This window comes from Pseudomonas sp. GD04019 (assembly GCF_029837695.1).
GTDB lineage: Bacteria > Pseudomonadota > Gammaproteobacteria > Pseudomonadales > Pseudomonadaceae > Aquipseudomonas.
Map to the genome: position 1 here is coordinate 182,069 of NZ_JAOEEA010000005.1, position 14,808 is coordinate 196,876.

13 protein-coding genes and 1 pseudogene are annotated in these 14,808 nt (G+C 67.0%); 3 read left to right on the plus strand and 11 right to left on the minus strand.

Annotated elements, in window-relative coordinates; genetic code table 11:
• Positions 1-7 precede the first annotated feature (7 nt).
• The 6 genes from N7607_RS10180 to N7607_RS10205 all read right to left on the minus strand — a co-directional run bounded on the left by N7607_RS10180 (position 8) and on the right by N7607_RS10205 (position 7,467).
• A complete protein-coding gene (locus tag N7607_RS10180) occupies positions 8-1,351 on the minus strand; it encodes a 3-deoxy-7-phosphoheptulonate synthase class II (RefSeq protein WP_279866315.1) in 1,344 nt (447 codons plus the stop codon).
• Between the two features lie 391 nt (positions 1,352-1,742).
• Entirely contained in the window at positions 1,743-3,536 is a 1,794-nt protein-coding gene (locus N7607_RS10185; RefSeq protein WP_279866314.1) for an amidohydrolase family protein, read from the minus strand.
• Positions 3,533-4,270: a sulfite exporter TauE/SafE family protein gene (locus N7607_RS10190; protein WP_279866313.1), complete on the minus strand. Its 738-nt coding sequence runs from the start codon at positions 4,268-4,270 to the stop codon at positions 3,533-3,535. Before N7607_RS10190 ends, N7607_RS10185 begins: the two co-directional genes overlap by 4 nt.
• Positions 4,267-5,163, minus strand: a complete 897-nt coding sequence (locus N7607_RS10195) for an SDR family NAD(P)-dependent oxidoreductase (protein ID WP_279924021.1) — start codon at positions 5,161-5,163, stop codon at positions 4,267-4,269. The genes N7607_RS10190 and N7607_RS10195 overlap by 4 nt, the downstream gene beginning before the upstream one ends.
• A 44-nt stretch (positions 5,164-5,207) precedes the next feature.
• Positions 5,208-6,146 carry a bile acid:sodium symporter family protein gene (locus N7607_RS10200; protein WP_279924022.1) on the minus strand — a complete coding sequence of 313 codons (939 nt, stop codon included), beginning with the start codon at positions 6,144-6,146 and terminating at the stop codon, positions 5,208-5,210.
• Positions 6,127-7,467 carry an NAD(P)/FAD-dependent oxidoreductase gene (locus N7607_RS10205; RefSeq protein WP_279866961.1) on the minus strand — a complete coding sequence of 447 codons (1,341 nt, stop codon included), beginning with the start codon at positions 7,465-7,467 and terminating at the stop codon, positions 6,127-6,129. The genes N7607_RS10200 and N7607_RS10205 overlap by 20 nt, the downstream gene beginning before the upstream one ends.
• A gap of 151 nt (positions 7,468-7,618) precedes the next feature.
• Here N7607_RS10205 and N7607_RS10210 point away from each other — a divergent pair, with 151 nt between their 5' ends.
• From N7607_RS10210 to N7607_RS10220, 3 genes and pseudogenes are all read left to right on the plus strand, one after another.
• Positions 7,619-8,587, plus strand: a complete 969-nt coding sequence (locus N7607_RS10210; protein WP_279866960.1) for an AraC family transcriptional regulator — start codon at positions 7,619-7,621, stop codon at positions 8,585-8,587.
• Complete coding sequence (locus N7607_RS10215; protein ID WP_279866958.1) at positions 8,584-9,339, plus strand: spermidine synthase; 756 nt, start codon at positions 8,584-8,586, stop codon at positions 9,337-9,339. The genes N7607_RS10210 and N7607_RS10215 overlap by 4 nt, the downstream gene beginning before the upstream one ends.
• 330 nt (positions 9,340-9,669) lie before the next feature.
• Positions 9,670-11,401: pseudogene (locus tag N7607_RS10220) on the plus strand (DEAD/DEAH box helicase).
• A 52-nt stretch (positions 11,402-11,453) separates the two neighbouring features.
• Here the strand turns inward: N7607_RS10220 and N7607_RS10225 are convergent.
• The 5 genes from N7607_RS10225 to N7607_RS10245 all read right to left on the minus strand — a co-directional run bounded on the left by N7607_RS10225 (position 11,454) and on the right by N7607_RS10245 (position 14,803).
• The gene (locus N7607_RS10225) at positions 11,454-11,867 is read right to left on the minus strand and encodes a hypothetical protein (RefSeq protein WP_279866957.1); all 414 of its coding nucleotides are present in this window, start codon (positions 11,865-11,867) and stop codon (positions 11,454-11,456) included.
• Positions 11,868-11,998: 131 nt separating this feature from the next.
• On the minus strand, positions 11,999-12,766 hold the full coding sequence (locus tag N7607_RS10230) for a class III extradiol ring-cleavage dioxygenase (protein ID WP_279866955.1): 768 nt from the start codon (positions 12,764-12,766) through the stop codon (positions 11,999-12,001).
• A gap of 95 nt (positions 12,767-12,861) precedes the next feature.
• Entirely contained in the window at positions 12,862-13,263 is a 402-nt protein-coding gene (locus N7607_RS10235) for a transcriptional regulator (protein ID WP_279866953.1), read from the minus strand.
• 123 nt (positions 13,264-13,386) lie between these two features.
• Positions 13,387-14,262: a protease HtpX gene (gene htpX, locus N7607_RS10240; protein WP_279866952.1), complete on the minus strand. Its 876-nt coding sequence runs from the start codon at positions 14,260-14,262 to the stop codon at positions 13,387-13,389.
• 88 nt (positions 14,263-14,350) lie between these two features.
• A complete protein-coding gene (locus N7607_RS10245) occupies positions 14,351-14,803 on the minus strand; it encodes a hypothetical protein (protein ID WP_279866951.1) in 453 nt (150 codons plus the stop codon).
• Between the last annotated feature and the right edge of the window lie 5 nt (positions 14,804-14,808).

The window sequence follows — 14,808 nt, forward strand, 5'->3', positions numbered from 1 at the left end:
CGCTGCCTCAGGTGCGTGCCTGCTTCAGCGTCTCGGCGATCATGAAGGCCAGCTCCAGGGATTGGTCGGCATTCATGCGCGGGTCGCAGTGGGTGTGGTAGCGGTCGGAGAGGGCGTCCTCGGTGATCGGGCGAGAACCGCCGATGCACTCGGTGACGTTCTGCCCGGTCATCTCGATATGGATGCCACCGGCCACGGTGCCCTCGGCGCGGTGGACCTGGAAGAACTGCTTCACCTCGCTGAGGATCTGCGCGAAGTCGCGGGTCTTGTAGCCGCTGGAGGCCTTGATGGTGTTGCCGTGCATGGGGTCGGAACTCCACAGCACCTGGCGGCCTTCTTCCTTCACCTTGCGCAGCAGGCGCGGGAAGTTGGCCTCGACCTTGTCGGCGCCCATGCGCACGATCAGGTTGAGGCGGCCGGGGTCGTTGTCCGGGTTGAGGATATCGATCAGGCGGATCAGCTCGTCCGGGTCCATGCTCGGGCCGACCTTGACCCCGATGGGGTTCTCCACGCCGCGCATGAACTCGACATGGGCGCCGTCCAGCTGGCGGGTGCGGTCGCCGATCCACAGCATATGCGCGGAGCAGTCGTACCAGCGCCCGGTGAGGCTGTCCTGGCGCACGAAGGCCTGCTCGTAGCCCAGCAGCAGCGCCTCGTGGGCGGTGAAGAAGCTGGCTTCGCGCAGCTGCGGCGCGCTGTCCATGCCGACCGCGCGCATGAAGGCCAGGGTCTCGTCGATGCGGTCGGCCAGGGCGCTGTACTTCTCGCCCAGCGCCGAGTTGGCGATGAAGTCGAGGTTCCACTGGTGCACCTGATGCACGTCGGCGAAGCCGCCCTGGGCGAAGGCGCGCAGCAGGTTGAGGCTGGCGGTGGCCTGGTGATAGGCCTGCAGCAGGCGGTCCGGGTCCGGCACGCGGCTGGCGGCGTCGAAGCCGATGCCGTTGACGATATCGCCGCGGTAGGCCGGCAGGGTCACGCCATTGATGGTCTCGTCATTGGCCGAGCGCGGCTTGGCGAACTGGCCGGCCATGCGTCCCACCTTCACCACCGGGCAGCCGGCGGCGAAGGTCATGACGATGGCCATCTGCAGCAGCACCTTGAAGGTGTCGCGGATCTTCGCGGCGCTGAATTCGGCGAAGCTCTCGGCGCAGTCGCCGCCCTGCAGCAGGAAGGCTCGGCCCTGGGTCACTTCGGCGAACTGGCGGCGCAGCTCGCGCGCCTCGCCGGCGAACACTAGCGGCGGGTAGCCGGCCAGGGTCTGCTCCACGCGGGCCAGGTGGGCGGCATCGGGGTATTGCGGCTGCTGCTGGATGGGCTTGCCTCTCCAGCTATCGGGGGTCCAGGCGGACATCGGGCTTCTCTGCGCTCGGCTGATTCGGGTTGTGCCGGCATGTTAACCCCGCGGACCGTGGCAGGTCAGCCGATAAGCCTCATAGAGCGGCCGAATAGAGAGGGAAGGTGCATCCGTCGCGGCCGGCCTGCCGGCGAAAACTCGGCTGCCGGCACGGCGGCCACGAGCGGATGCGAAGCGAGCGCGGCTGTCCCGAAAGCCTGGCTGGGACAGCGCTTGCCCTTGGAGCGATGCTCTTGGCGGCACCTGATGAATGATGAGGGTCTGGCCCTCTCCCTAACCCTCTCCCGTAAACGGGAGAGGGGATGGTTCAGCGTCGTAGCCCGGATGCAATCCGGGACCGGACCCGCCTGCTTCCCGGATTGCATCCGGGCTACATCCGCCCTACGGATCAGGCCGTGGCGGGCTGGAAGGCGCGTACTGCTTCTGCGCGCGGCAGCACGTCGCGACTGGCGAAGAAGCGTCCGTAGCCCTGGGCCTTGCCCAGCTCCTCTGGGTATTCCTGGCCGCCACGCCGATAGGCGATGCGGCCGTTGATCAGGGTGGCGTCCACTGCCGCGTCGTTACGCTTGACCACCCGCACCAGGCCGAGCACCTCCATCGGTGCCTCGCTCATGTCGTCGAGTTCATCGGTCAGCCCGGCGGGATTGACGATCACCAGGTCGGCGCGGTCGCCGACGCGGATATAGCCGGCATCCACACCGATGAAGTCGGCCAGCTCGCCGCTGCAACGGCGCACGGCTTGGCCCAGCTCCATGAACGGGGCGCCGGCGATCTGCGCATCACGCACGTACTTGAGGAAGCGCAGCGGGAAGTTGTACTGGGCGATGGAGCGCAGGTGCGCGCCGGAGTCGGCGAAGCCCGGCTGGGTCCATGGGCTGGACAGCAGCTTGTGCATCACCGGCAGGCGCTGGTTGCCGTAGCAGGTGGTCCACTTCAGCGCCTCGCGGTACTGGCAGGCCAGCTCGAAGTAGGCGTCCACTGCGTCCAGGCCACGTGCCTGGCCGAGCTGCTTGAAGTTCTTGCCGACCATGGAAGCGTCCGGGCACTCGGTCACCCAGCAGTCGGAGAAGTCGCGGTGCCACAGGCCCTTGGTCAACACAGCCTTGACCTGCTTCTTGAACAGGGCGCGGAACTCCGGCTCCAGCACCTTACTGTACAGCTCGTCGGGGTCCTTGATGTTGCGCAGGATCTCGCCGGCGCCGAACTCCTCGAAGGCGTTCACGTTGAGGCCTTCCAGGCGCAGGGTGAACGGCGCCGGCAGGGTCTGCCAGCGGAAGTTGCCGCGCAGCACCTTGTTCGCCAGCCAGCCGGAGAAACGGGTGAAGCGATGCAGCAGCGGCTGTGACTTGAGGTCCAGGGCGGTGAGCATCGAGCACTTCAGCGGTGTGCGGAACCAGCCATGGGCCTGCCAGAGGAAGGCGAACACGTTGACCTTGGTCACCGCGTTCGGCGCGCCCTGCATCACCGCGCCACGGCGACGGAGGATGGCGAACAGGCGGGAGAATTCCTTCCAGCTGGCGAAGGTCGAGGGCAGCGGACTGGACCAGGCGCGGTCGCCGTCCATCTTGTCCAGCCGCGTGGTCATCACCGACAGGCCGATGCAGCCGGCGTCCAGCGCTTCTTCCAGCAGCTGTTCCATGCGTTGCAGCTCGGCCTCGGTCGGGACCACGTCACGGGTGGCGCGCTCCAGGCCCATTACCGCCACGCGCAGTTCGGAGTGGCCAAGGAAGGAGCTGACGTTGGGGCCCAGCGCCAGCTGGTCGTAGAAGGCGCGGTAGCCGGCGGCGTCGCGCCAGGTCTTCTTCTCCTGCAGGATCGGCAGCACGTACTCGCGCGGCACCGCCTCGACGCGGGTGAACAGGTCCGAGCAGTCCTCGGCGTCGGCCAGCACCATGCTGATCGAGCAGGAGCCGATGGTCACGCTGGTCACACCGTGGCGCACCGATTCCTTTAGCGCCGGCGCGGCGATCACCTCGGCGTCGTAGTGCGAGTGGATCTCCAGGAAGCCTGGTGTCACCCACTTGCCGGCGGCGTCCAGCACCTCGGCACAGCCGCTCTCGTCCAGCGGGCTGAGGCTGACCGCATCGACCTTGCCCCGCTTGATGCCGATATGGCGCAGCGCGCCGGGCGCGCCGCTGCCGTCGAAATACAGGCCGTTCTTGATGATGATGTCGTAGCTCATACGAGGCTCCAGGGGGCGAGCAGCAGCGTGCCGGTGACCAGCAGCAGGGCGTAGATGGCGATGCGGAAGTGGCGCTCGTCGAAGCGCTGGTGCAGGCGCTCGCCCAGCCACAGGCCGACCAGCAGCAGCGGGGCGTAGGCCAGCACTTGGGGCAGGGCCGGTTGCAGGCGGCCGTCGACCAGAAAGGCGGCAGTCAGCAGGCTGTTCAAGGTGAACCAGACGCTGACCAGGGTGGCGCGGAAACGCGCCTTGTCCAGCGTGGTGCCGGCCAGGCCGTAGACCAGCAGCGGACCGCCGGAGGCGAACAGGCCGTGGCTGATACCGGCGCCGAGGGTGAGCAGGCGAGTCAGCCACTGCGGCCGCACCGGTAGCGCGGCGGCATGGCGTAGGCGCCACAGCTCGCGGCCGGCGAACCACAGGATCAGCACGCCGAAGCCGCGCTTGAGCAGCGCCGCGTCCAGATAGGGCAGCAACAGGTAACCCAGCGCCGTGCCGACGACCATGCCGGGCAGGATGGTGCCGAGCAGCAGGCGGCGGTCGATCTGCGCGCGGTGGCGCCACACCAGGTAGCCGGTCATGCCGATATTCAGCGGCACCAGAACCGGCAGCAGTTGCTCGATGGGCAGCAGCAGGGCGCCCAGCGACAGGGCGATAACAATGCTGCCGAAGCCGGTGACGGCCTCCAAGGTGTAGGCCAGCAGGATAAAGGCGCCGAGGGCGTAGGAGGCGATCATGGCTGGACGTCGCCCCGATCGGTAGGAGCGAGCTCTGCTCGCGAAGATGCCTCTGCGTTATCTGGTTCGCGAGCAGAGCTCGCTCCTACATATGGAGTGCGCGCACCCTGCGGCGGCAGTTCGTCGGCGAAGCGCTTGCTCATCTGCCGGTAATACAGCGCCGGGGCGATGCGCCAGAGCAGGCTGGCCAGCCAGCTGCCACGATCAGGGAACAGGCGCTGGCGCCCGCCTTCCAGGGCCTTGAGGATTTCCCCGGCCATCCAGTCGGCGCCGCGCACCCGGCCGATGGTCGAGCGTGCGTGGTTGGCCGGCTGGCCATCGCCGCCCAGGGCGTTGCGCTCGATGGGCGTGTCGAGAAAGCTCGGGTAGACCAGCAGCGTGTGGATGCCGTCGCGGGCGATCTCCGCGCGCAGCACCTCGAAGGCCTGGGCCAGGGCGCTCTTCGCCGCGCAGTAGCCGGCGCGGCCGAGCACCGGCATCCAGCCGGCCATGGAGCCGATGGCGGCGACCTGGCCACGGCTTTCGCGCAGCAGCGGCAAGGCGGCCAGGGTCAGCTCCAGCGGCGCGTGGTAGTCCACCGCCATGACCTTGCGCAGCACTTCCGGCGCGGTGCGGGTGGTGGGCGAGCGATGGGTGATACCGGCGTTGTTGATCAGCAGGTCGAGGCGGCCGAACACCGCCCGGCAGGCCTCGACCAGTTGGTGATGCAGCGCCGGGTCGGTGATATCGCCGGACAGGCCCTCGACGCGGTCGCTACCCAATTCGGCGACCCGCGCGGCCAGGCCGGTGGCGTCGATATCGGTGAGCAGCAGGGCGTCGCCGCGTGCATGGCAGGCTCGCGCCAGCTCCCAGCCCAGACCGCTGGCGGCGCCAGTGATGAGTACGGTACGCATATCGGGAGCGTTATTGTGGGAGCGGCCTTGGCCGCGATGCAGGGTCATGGCTGGTAATCGCGGCCAAGGCCGCTCCCACTTTGTGTTTCCAGGCTTTTGGGGGCGCGACGGCCCCAGAGCAGGGCCAGAATCAGGCCGGCGAGCAGCTGCCAGCAGCCCCAGAACGCGGCGATCAGCAGCATGCCGCCGGACTGCGGGAAGAAGGTGAAGATCAACGCCATACCCAGCGCCGAGTTGTGGATGCCGCTCTCCAGGGTCACCGCGCGCACGTCGGCATCGCTCAGGCGCCACAGCTTGGCGCACAGATAGCCGAGCACCAGGGCCATGGCGTTGAGCGTCACCACCAGCCAGAAGAACAGGTGGAAGTGCTCGATGAACTGGTCGAAGTTCTTCACGAAGGCGCCGCCGACGAAGGCCAGCAGCACCAGCAGGGAGAAGTGTCGCAGCGGTTTCTCCAGCTTGCGTGCCAGTTGCGGGCGGCGCTTGCCCAGGGCCATGCCGGCGAGCATCGGCAGGATCAGCACCAGCACCACCATGGCCAGCAGTTCCATGGGGTCGACATGGATCTCGGTGAGCAGGGCGCGGGTGTTGGGGTTGAGTCCGGCGTACAGGGCGAAGTTGAGCGGGGTGAAAATGCCGGCCGTCAGGCTGGACACGGCGGTGACGCTGGCCGACACCGCGACGTTGCCGCGCGCCAGCCAGGTCATGATGTTGGAGAAGGTGCCGCTGGGGCAGGTGGCGACCAGGATCATGCCCAGGGCCAGCTCCGGTTCGATCGGCAACAGCAGGGTCAGGCCGCAGGTGGCCGCCGGCAGCAGCAGGAACTGCACCAGCATGCCGATCACCGGGGCCTTGGGCGAACGCAGGATGCGGCTGAAGTCGCCGGCGCGCAGCTCCAGGGACACGCCGAACATCATCAGCGCGATGATCGCGTTGAGGGCGATCATCGCCGTGGGCGAGAACTCAAGATTGACGCTGGACATCGAGCCGCTCCTCGGTCGGGGTAGTGGTGAGGTCGCGGCGCAGCTCGGCGATATGCGCCTTGATCGCGGCGCGGTAGCTGTCCTTGTGCACGTAGTAGGCCATGCGCGGCAGCTTGAGGTAGGCGAAGCCGCCGTCCAGGCGCTGGCCGGCGCGCTCCTGCACGGTGTCGCGCAGGCGCTTGGCCGAAGCGGCATTGCGCTGCTGCTGGAGGATGGCCAGTGCGACCAGTTCGGCCTGTTCGGCGCGGCCCTGCCAGCCCAGGCCGGAGGCCTCGATCATGCCGAGCATGAACAGGTCGGCGTGCTGCGGGTGGAACACGTTGAGGTACAGCTGCGGGGCGTCGGCGTCCGCCGGCCAGTTCAGCTCGGCGCGGTCGATAAAGGGATAGTCGAGCTTGTAGCCGGTGGCCTGCAGGATCAGGTCGTACTCGGCCTCGCCGCCATAGGCGAAGGTCACGCGCTTGCCGTTCACCGCGCGAATATCGCCGCGCGGCTGGATGTCGCCATGGCCGATATGGTGCAGCACCAGCGAGTTCATCACCGGGTGCGATTCGTACAGGCGGTAGTTCGGGTCGGGCAGGCCGTACTGCGAGGGCTTGCCGAGCAGGGCACGCACCAGCAGGCCGTCGACCAGCTGCTTGAGCCGGCGCGGCAGCTTGATCGCGCCGCCGAAGGTGTCGGTGGGCTTGCCGAGAATGAACTTGGGCAGGAAGTGATAGCCGCGGCGCACCGACAGGTCCACCGACCTGGCCCGGTGCACGGCGTCCACCGCGATATCGCAGGCCGAGTTGCCGCAGCCGATCACCAGCACGCGCTTGTCGGCGAAGATCTCGGCGCTCTTGTAGGCGCTGGAGTGCAGCAGCTCGCCGTCGAACTGGCCGGGCAGCGCCGGCTGGTTGGGCGTGTGCAGGGTGCCGTTGGCGATCAGCACGCCCTCGAACTGCCACTCACGCAGGGTTCCATTGTGCTCGCTGACCAGGCGCCAGCCCTGGCACAGGCGCTCCAGGCGCACCACGCGTGTGTTGAACTGGTAGTACTGGCGCAGGCCGAAGTGCTCGGCATAGTCGCGAAAGTACTGGCCGATCTGGCTATGGTGCGGGTAGGGCGGCACCGCATCCGCCATGGGGAATTCGGCGAAGGCGGTGGTGCCCTTCGACGAGATCAGGTGCGCTGACTGGTACATGGTGCTGTGCGGATTGGCGATATCCCACAGGCCGCCGACTTCGCTATGCAGTTCGAAGCCGACGAAGGGGATACCATGGCGCTGCAACTGGCGTGCAGCAGCCAGCCCCATGGGACCGGCGCCGATGATGGCATGCATGCAAGGCTCTCTTTCGCTATGGGCTGCGCTGCGCGGGCGTGGTACAACGCGGGCCTGTCGCGCACAGCCTCGTTATCTGGGCCCAGCATAGGCAGTCGCCCAAACGCCGTAACGGCTCAATCAGGACCTCTTCCGGTTAATTCAGGACTCCATGAGCAGCACCCCTTCGGTCACCGTCCACTACGCCCAGGCCATCCTCCAGGCCGCCGAGCGCCTGGCCCTGCCGCTGCCTGCCGAACTGCGCCAGCTGGGCCAGGAAGCGCGCATTCCCCTAGCGCGCCAGGACGCCCTGTGGGAGGCCTTCTGCGCCGCCGCCCAGGACCCGCTGATCGGCCTGCGCCTGGGCAATGCCCTGCAGGTTGGCCATCTGGATATGGTCGGGGCCCTGCTGATGAGCTGCGAAACCTTGGGCGAGGCGCTGGAGGCGCTGCTGGAGTACTACCCCATCGTCGGCGAGGGCGGTGAGTTCGCCCTGCGTCACAAGGGCGGCCAGCTGTGCCTGGCCTACCAGCCGCACTATCAGACGCGCCGCGAGGAGCGGGTGGAGGCGGTGCTGGGCAGTCTGGTGCACATGTCGCGCTGGATCACCGGCGAGCGCATCCAGCCGCTGGAGCTGCGCTTCGAGCATGCGGCGCGGGCAGCGGAGGCACGCTACGTCGAGCTGCTCGGCTGCCCGCTGCAGTTCGCCGCCGGCGAGAACGGCCTGCTGTTCGACAGCTCCGATCTGACCATGCCGCTGATCCAGGCCAACGCGCCGATGCGCGAGCACCTGCGCGGTCTGGCCAACAGCCTGCTCGAACGCCTCGGCCAGCAGAGCCTGGCCGTACGCGTGCAACAACAGCTGCGCGCACAGCCGCGCTGGGGCAAGGAGCGCATCGCCGAGCAACTGGAGCTGAGCGGCCGCCATCTGAATCGCAAGCTGGCCGAGGAGGGCACCAGCTTCAAGCTGCTGCGCGACCAGGTGCTGTACCAGATGGCCGAACAGCTGCTGCGCGAGTCACCGCGCCTGGCCGAAGTCGCGGAACGGCTCGGCTTCTCCGACGAGAGTGCTTTTGCCAAGGCTTTCCGGCGCTGGAGCGGCACCACGCCGGGGCAGTTCCGCCAGGGGCTGGAAGGATGAACCTGGATCACGAGGAAATCCTCCTGGAGGAAGTGCGCGACGCCTGGGGCGTGATCCGCGTGCTGGAAATGGGCGACTACCGCTTCCTCGAATTCGGCGAGGCCATCGAGCAGAGCTGCACCTATACCCGCGACCCGGCCTGGCTGGAGTACGACTACACCCGCGCCATGCTGATCGGCGCGCTGTGCCACGAGGCGCCGGAGTCGGCGCTGTTCCTCGGCCTGGGTGGCGGCACCCTGACCCAGGCCTGCCTGAAGTTCCTGGCGCTGGACGACGTCGAAGTCATCGAGCTGCGCCCCGACGTGCCGCGCCTGGCCATGCAGTACCTGGGGCTGGCCGACGACCCGCGCCTGACCATCCGTATCGGCGATGCCCTGGAGCTGCTGGACAGCGCCGAGACCGCCGACCTGATCTTCGTCGACCTCTATACCGACACCGGCCCGGCCGCCGGCCACCTGGCCTGGCGCTTCCTGGAGAATTGCCAGAAGCGCCTCAACCCCGGTGGCTGGCTGGTGATCAACCAGTGGGGCACCGACGACGGCCGGCCACTCGGCGCCGCATTGCTGCGCGGGCTGTACCACCGCCACTACTGGGAGATTCCGGTAAAGGAGGGCAACGTCACCTTGCTGGTGCCGGCCGATCTCGACCAGTCGCTCGACCTCGACGGCCTCAAGGCCCGTGCCGAAGCACTCGCCCCGCGGCTGGGCTATTCGTTGCAGCCGCTGCTGGATGCGTTGCGCCCGGCGAGTTGAAAGATCCCGTAGCCCGGATGCAATCCGGGAAACTCCGCCTCGGATTGCATCCGGGCTACATAGGGCGTGGTCTATATGGGTGAGGGCGCTCGGCATCTATCCACGGCCCGCTGTTCACCTCTAGCAAAAAACCTGCCCAACGGTTCGGCTTTTCCTGTATGATTCGCGCCCGGCCAAAACCGGCCTCGTCAATTCACGAAGCACGGCTTCGCTGCTGGTCCGCCATGCGGACTACCCTTGACGTTTCATTCATCACGTTTTCGCAACTACCCGCTGATTGGCTGCCAGGGTGACCCACAAGGTCCTTCACGGCGCGCGCAGCCTTTGTTCCTGGGTTTTTGCGGATGCACATAGAGGCAGACCCATGACTCAGGAAACCGGCACCTTTGCCGATCTCGGCCTTCATCCTTCCATTCTCGCTGCGCTGACCGCAGTCGGTTACGAAGAGCCGTCCCCCATTCAAGCCCAGGCGATCCCGATGATCCTGGCTGGCCACGACATGATCGGCCAGGCCCAGACCGGTACCGGCAAGACCGCCGCCTTCGCCCTGCCGATCCTGTCCAAGATCGACCCGGCCAAGCGCGAGCCCCAGGCGCTGATCCTGGCGCCGACCCGCGAGCTGGCCCTGCAGGTGGCCACCGCCTTCGAAACCTATTCCAAGCAGATGCCCGGCGTGAACGTCGTGGCCGTCTACGGCGGCGCGCCCATGGGCCCGCAGCTCAAATCCCTGCGCATGGGCGCGCAGATCATCGTGGCCACCCCGGGCCGCCTGGTCGACCACCTGAGCCGCAACGATCAACTGCTGTCGACCATCCGCCACCTGGTGCTGGACGAAGCCGACGAAATGCTCAAGCTCGGCTTCATGGACGATCTGGAAGTGATCTTCCAGGCCATGCCGGCCACCCGCCAGAGCGTGCTGTTCTCTGCCACCCTGCCGCACTCGATCCGTGAGATCGCCGAGAAGCACCTGCGCGAGCCCAAGCACGTCAAGATCGCGGCCAAGACCCAGACCGTGTCGCGCATCGAGCAGGCGCATCTGATGATCCACGCCGATCAGAAGATCAACGCCGTGACCCGCCTGCTGGAAGTCGAGGACTTCGACGCCCTGATCGCCTTCGTGCGTACCAAGCAGGCCACCCTGGACCTGGCCAGCGCCCTGGAAGCCAAGGGCTACAAGGCCGCCGCGCTGAACGGCGACATCGCCCAGAACCAGCGCGAGCGCGTGATCGAATCGCTGAAAGACGGCCGTCTGGACATCGTGGTCGCCACTGACGTGGCCGCCCGTGGTATCGACGTACCGCGCATCACCCACGTGCTCAACGTCGACATGCCGTACGACCCGGAGTCCTACGTGCACCGTATCGGCCGTACCGGCCGCGCCGGTCGCGATGGCCGTGCCCTGCTGCTGGTGACGCCGCGTGAGCGCCGCATGCTGCAGGTGATCGAGCGCGTTACCGGGCAGAAGGTCGGCGAGGTCAAGCTGCCCAACCCGCAGCAGGTGCTGGACGCCCGCATCAAGAAGCTGACCACCAGCCTCACTCCGCTGACCGCCGACGCCGAAGCCAGCCACGGTGCCCTGCTGGACCGCCTGATCGCCGACATCGGCTGCAGCCCGCGTGCCCTGGCCGCGGCCCTGCTGAAGAAGGCCACCGGTGGCCAGGCCCTGGACCTGGCCAGCGTCGAGCGCGAGCAGCCGCTGGTGCCGAGCGTGGGTGCCCCGCGCGAGCGTCGCGAGCGTGATGGCGACCGTCCCGAGCGTTCCTACGACCGTGGTGACCGTGGCGAAGTCCGCGAGCGCCGCCCGATGGCTGCGCCGAGCGAAGGCAAGGCCCGCTGCCGCACCGCCCTGGGCGCGCGCGACGGTATCGCCGCGAAGAACCTGCTGGGCGCCATCCTCAACGAGGGCGGCCTGCAACGCGACGCCATCGGCCGCATCCAGATCCGCGAGACCTTCAGCCTGATCGAACTGCCGGAAGACGGCCTCGAGCGCCTGCTGAGCAAGCTCAAGGACACCCGCGTTGCCGGCAAGGCTCTCAAGCTGCGCCGCTACCGCGAAGACTGATCGTCGCGTATCAGAACAAGCCCCGCTCATGCGGGGCTTTTTCGTTTCTGGCTCAGGGTTTCACGTGGCGCCTGTCGAGCAGCACGGCGAGGGCGGCCAGAAAGATGGCCAGGCTGTAGGCGAACAGGCCCAGGTTGATGCCCAGGATCAGCTTCTCCGAACCGTCGGACAGCACCATGGAGCCGCCGTAGCTGTCGCGCAGGCCATAGGCGAGCAGGAAGCCGCCGGTGACGAACAGGGTCAGCAGGCTGCTCAGGCGAATCTCGCCTTTCCACCACACCAGCCACAGACTAAAAGCGCCGAGCGCGCAGTTGGTCGTCAGCTGCCAGACCTCGTGCAGGCGGGCGTGGGCCTCCCAGCCCGGGTTGAATACGTGGCTGGCGTTGATCTCGAAGATTGGCACCACCACGGCGTAGAAGACGATGCCGATGGTGACCAGAAGCCTGGCGAGCAGCTTGACCAGCATGGTGACGTCCTTGTGGTTGTTATTCGGGTGGCGCGGCCCCCGCCGTTGGCATCGTGGTAGCCGAATGGGCGCGCGGCATCGTCGAGGATAGCGGCATCCCTTGCCGCCGAGCTGTCGACGATGCCTGAATATCAGGAGAAGCTGTAGATATCCATGCCCAGCGCGCCATAGGTGAAGCCGCTGTGCTCGATGTGGAAAGCGCTACCGGCACCGAGGGCGAAGTACAGCGGCAGCAGGTGTTCGTCGCTGGGATGGCTGCGCCGTGCATGCGGCGCCTGGCGGCGGTAGTCGAGCAGGGCCGCGTGGTCGCCGGCCTGCAGCCTGGCCACCATCCAGTCGCGGAATTCGCCCGCCCAGGGTTCGATCACCTCGGGTCCGGCGCGCCAGTCCAGCTCGCCGAGGTTGTGGGTGATGCTGCCCGAGCCGATCAGCAGAACGTCCTGCTCGCGCAAGGCCGCCAGCGCCTGGCCGGCTCGCACCTGCAATTGCGGGCCGGCATGACTGGGCAGCGACAGCTGCAGCACCGGGATGTTGGCCTGCGGGTACATCAGCGATAGCGGCACCCAGGCGCCGTGGTCCAGCGGGCGCTGTGGGTCGAGGCGGCTGGGCAGGTCGGCGGCGGCCAGCAGGCGCTGCACTTGCTTGGCGATGTCCGGCGCGCCCGGTGCCGGATACTGCACGGCGTAGAGCGGGGCGGGGAAGCCGCCGAAGTCGTGCCAGGTAGCCGGTTGCGCCGAGCTGCCGATCAGCAGTTCGTCACTTTCCCAATGCGCGGAGACCACCAGGATCGCCCGAGGCCGCGGCAGCTCCGCGGCCAGGCGTACCAGGGCCGGACCGCTGGCGCCGGGCTCGAGTGCGAGCATGGGCGAGCCGTGAGAAATGAAGAGAGCTGGCAGCATCGGGGATTCCTCTGGGTGATGCTGCCATGGTGACCGGCCAACCTATCGACATCCAATATAACTTTCGGGAGATATCGATCAGCTGGCTTGCTAGATCACTCGGTCTCCAGATTGGCCTTGGGCGCGATATCGTCGAACACCTCGGGGGTCAACGCGGCCTCGCCGGCTGCATCGAGCACCTCGCGCGGGTGTTCGCTGCCCGGGATGCTGCTGTCGAGCATGCTCAGCAGCTGGGCGCCACGCGGGGTGAGCACGAAGTTCTCGCCATTGCCGCCTTCTTCCTCGGGGCGAGTGACGATGAAGCCGTTCTCCACCAGCAGCGACTCGTAGCGAGTGGCTTCAGCGCGGAAGTGGTCGAGATTCTCCACCTCCTCGCCGGCGCGGCCCAGCTCATTGGCCAGTTCTTCGGCGTAGTGGCGCGGGGCGAAGGGCTTGCCGGCGGAGTTCTGCGCCTCGTGCAGCAGGCGTTCGATCAGGTCCCAGTGGTACACAGCCATGGCGATTCTCCCTTAGGCGTTGGGCTTACAGGTTCCGACTGGCGAGCGCGCTGCAAGGTTCGAGGTTTTTCGCGGGCAACAAAAAAGGCGATCCGAGGATCGCCTTTTTCGTGAAGCGGACGCTTAGCCGCGGCGACGGAGGGCCTCGATGCGGTCTTCCAGCGGCGGGTGGGTCATCAGCAGGCCGGCCAGGCCGTTCTTCAGGCCACCGTTGATGCCGAAGGCGGTCATGCTGCTCGGCATGTGCACCGGCACGCCCTGTTCGGCGCGCAGGCGCTCCAGGGCGGCGATCATGGCGCCCGTGCCGGCCAGGCGGGCACCGGCGTCGTCGGCCTTGAACTCGCGGCGGCGAGAGAACCACATGACGATGATGCTGGCCAGGATGCCCAGGACCAGCTCGGCGAAGATGGTCGCGACGATGTAGCCGATGCCGTGGCCTTCGCCTTCGTTCTTCAGCACCACGCGGTCGACGAAGTTTCCGAAGATGCGCGCGAAGAACATCACGAAGGTGTTCACCACGCCCTGAATCATGGCCAGGGTAACCATGTCGCCGTTGGCCACGTGGCCGATCTCGTGGGCCAGCACGGCTTTCACTTCATCCGGCGAGAAGCGCTCCAGCAGGCCCTGGCTGACGGCCACCAGGGCGTCGTTCTTGTTCCAGCCGGTGGCGAAGGCGTTGGATTCGTAGGCCGGGAAGATGCCGACTTCCGGCATCTTGATGCCGGCGTTGCGGGACAGCTCCTCGACGGTCTGCAGCAGCCACTGTTCGTGGCGGGTGCGCGGCTGGGTGATGATCTCGGTGCCGGTGCTCATCTTCGCCATCCACTTGGAGAGGAACAGCGAGATGAAGGAGCCGACGAAGCCGAACACGGCGCAGAAGACCAGCAGGCTGCCGTAGTTCTGGCCGGTGAATCGATCCACCCCGAGCAGTTTCAGGGTAACGCTGGCGATCAGCAGCACCGCCAGGTTGGTGGCCAGGAACAACACGATACGCATCATGGTAGGAAGCTTCTCCTCAGGCGAGAGACGTTCTAAGTATGCGAGCTATATAAGGTTCGCCCGCGCCGCCTTCAACCGAGGCTCTATTTCAAACTATGTCGCTTGCCTGATTCAGAGCGCTCTCGAAGAGCAGACGAGTCAGGCGCGCGACCTTCTCGCTGTTGTGCTGGCCGAGGGCTTCGCGCAGCTGCCAGGCGAGGGTGCCGCGTACCCGGCGCACGCTGGCGGTCTGGCTCTCGCCATCCGGCAGGGCATGGGGAATGCCGCGGGAAAGGCGCATAAAGCCTTTCTCGGTCAGCACCGCCTGGTCCAGGGCGTCGTAGGCGATGGTCGACTCGAAGCGGATATAGCCTTCCTCGGACAGCCACAGCAGGGCGCCCAGGCAAGCCTGGTGACGCTTGCTGGGCAGGCCGAACTCGTCGGGTTCCTCGCGGCCGATCAGGTCTTCCACATACAGCGCCACCTTGCGCGGAAAGGCCTGATAGAGCGCCAGCATGCCGCTGGCGGCATCCTTGTAGAACTCGTCGATCTGCAGGTCCATGACCG

Coding starts and splice junctions, on each gene's coding strand:
- N7607_RS10180 (WP_279866315.1), bottom strand. CDS start 1,351: ATGTCCGCCTGGACCCCCGATAGCTGGAGAGGCAAGCCCATCCAGCAG.
- N7607_RS10230 (WP_279866955.1), bottom strand. CDS start 12,766: ATGCTGCCAGCTCTCTTCATTTCTCACGGCTCGCCCATGCTCGCACTC.
- N7607_RS10200 (WP_279924022.1), bottom strand. CDS start 6,146: ATGTCCAGCGTCAATCTTGAGTTCTCGCCCACGGCGATGATCGCCCTC.
- N7607_RS10185 (WP_279866314.1), bottom strand. CDS start 3,536: ATGAGCTACGACATCATCATCAAGAACGGCCTGTATTTCGACGGCAGC.
- N7607_RS10205 (WP_279866961.1), bottom strand. CDS start 7,467: ATGCATGCCATCATCGGCGCCGGTCCCATGGGGCTGGCTGCTGCACGC.
- N7607_RS10235 (WP_279866953.1), bottom strand. CDS start 13,263: ATGGCTGTGTACCACTGGGACCTGATCGAACGCCTGCTGCACGAGGCG.
- N7607_RS10195 (WP_279924021.1), bottom strand. CDS start 5,163: ATGCGTACCGTACTCATCACTGGCGCCGCCAGCGGTCTGGGCTGGGAG.
- N7607_RS10225 (WP_279866957.1), bottom strand. CDS start 11,867: ATGCTGGTCAAGCTGCTCGCCAGGCTTCTGGTCACCATCGGCATCGTC.
- N7607_RS10245 (WP_279866951.1), bottom strand. CDS start 14,803: ATGGACCTGCAGATCGACGAGTTCTACAAGGATGCCGCCAGCGGCATG.
- htpX (WP_279866952.1), bottom strand. CDS start 14,262: ATGATGCGTATCGTGTTGTTCCTGGCCACCAACCTGGCGGTGCTGCTG.
- N7607_RS10190 (WP_279866313.1), bottom strand. CDS start 4,270: ATGATCGCCTCCTACGCCCTCGGCGCCTTTATCCTGCTGGCCTACACC.
- N7607_RS10215 (WP_279866958.1), top strand. CDS start 8,584: ATGAACCTGGATCACGAGGAAATCCTCCTGGAGGAAGTGCGCGACGCC.
- N7607_RS10210 (WP_279866960.1), top strand. CDS start 7,619: ATGAGCAGCACCCCTTCGGTCACCGTCCACTACGCCCAGGCCATCCTC.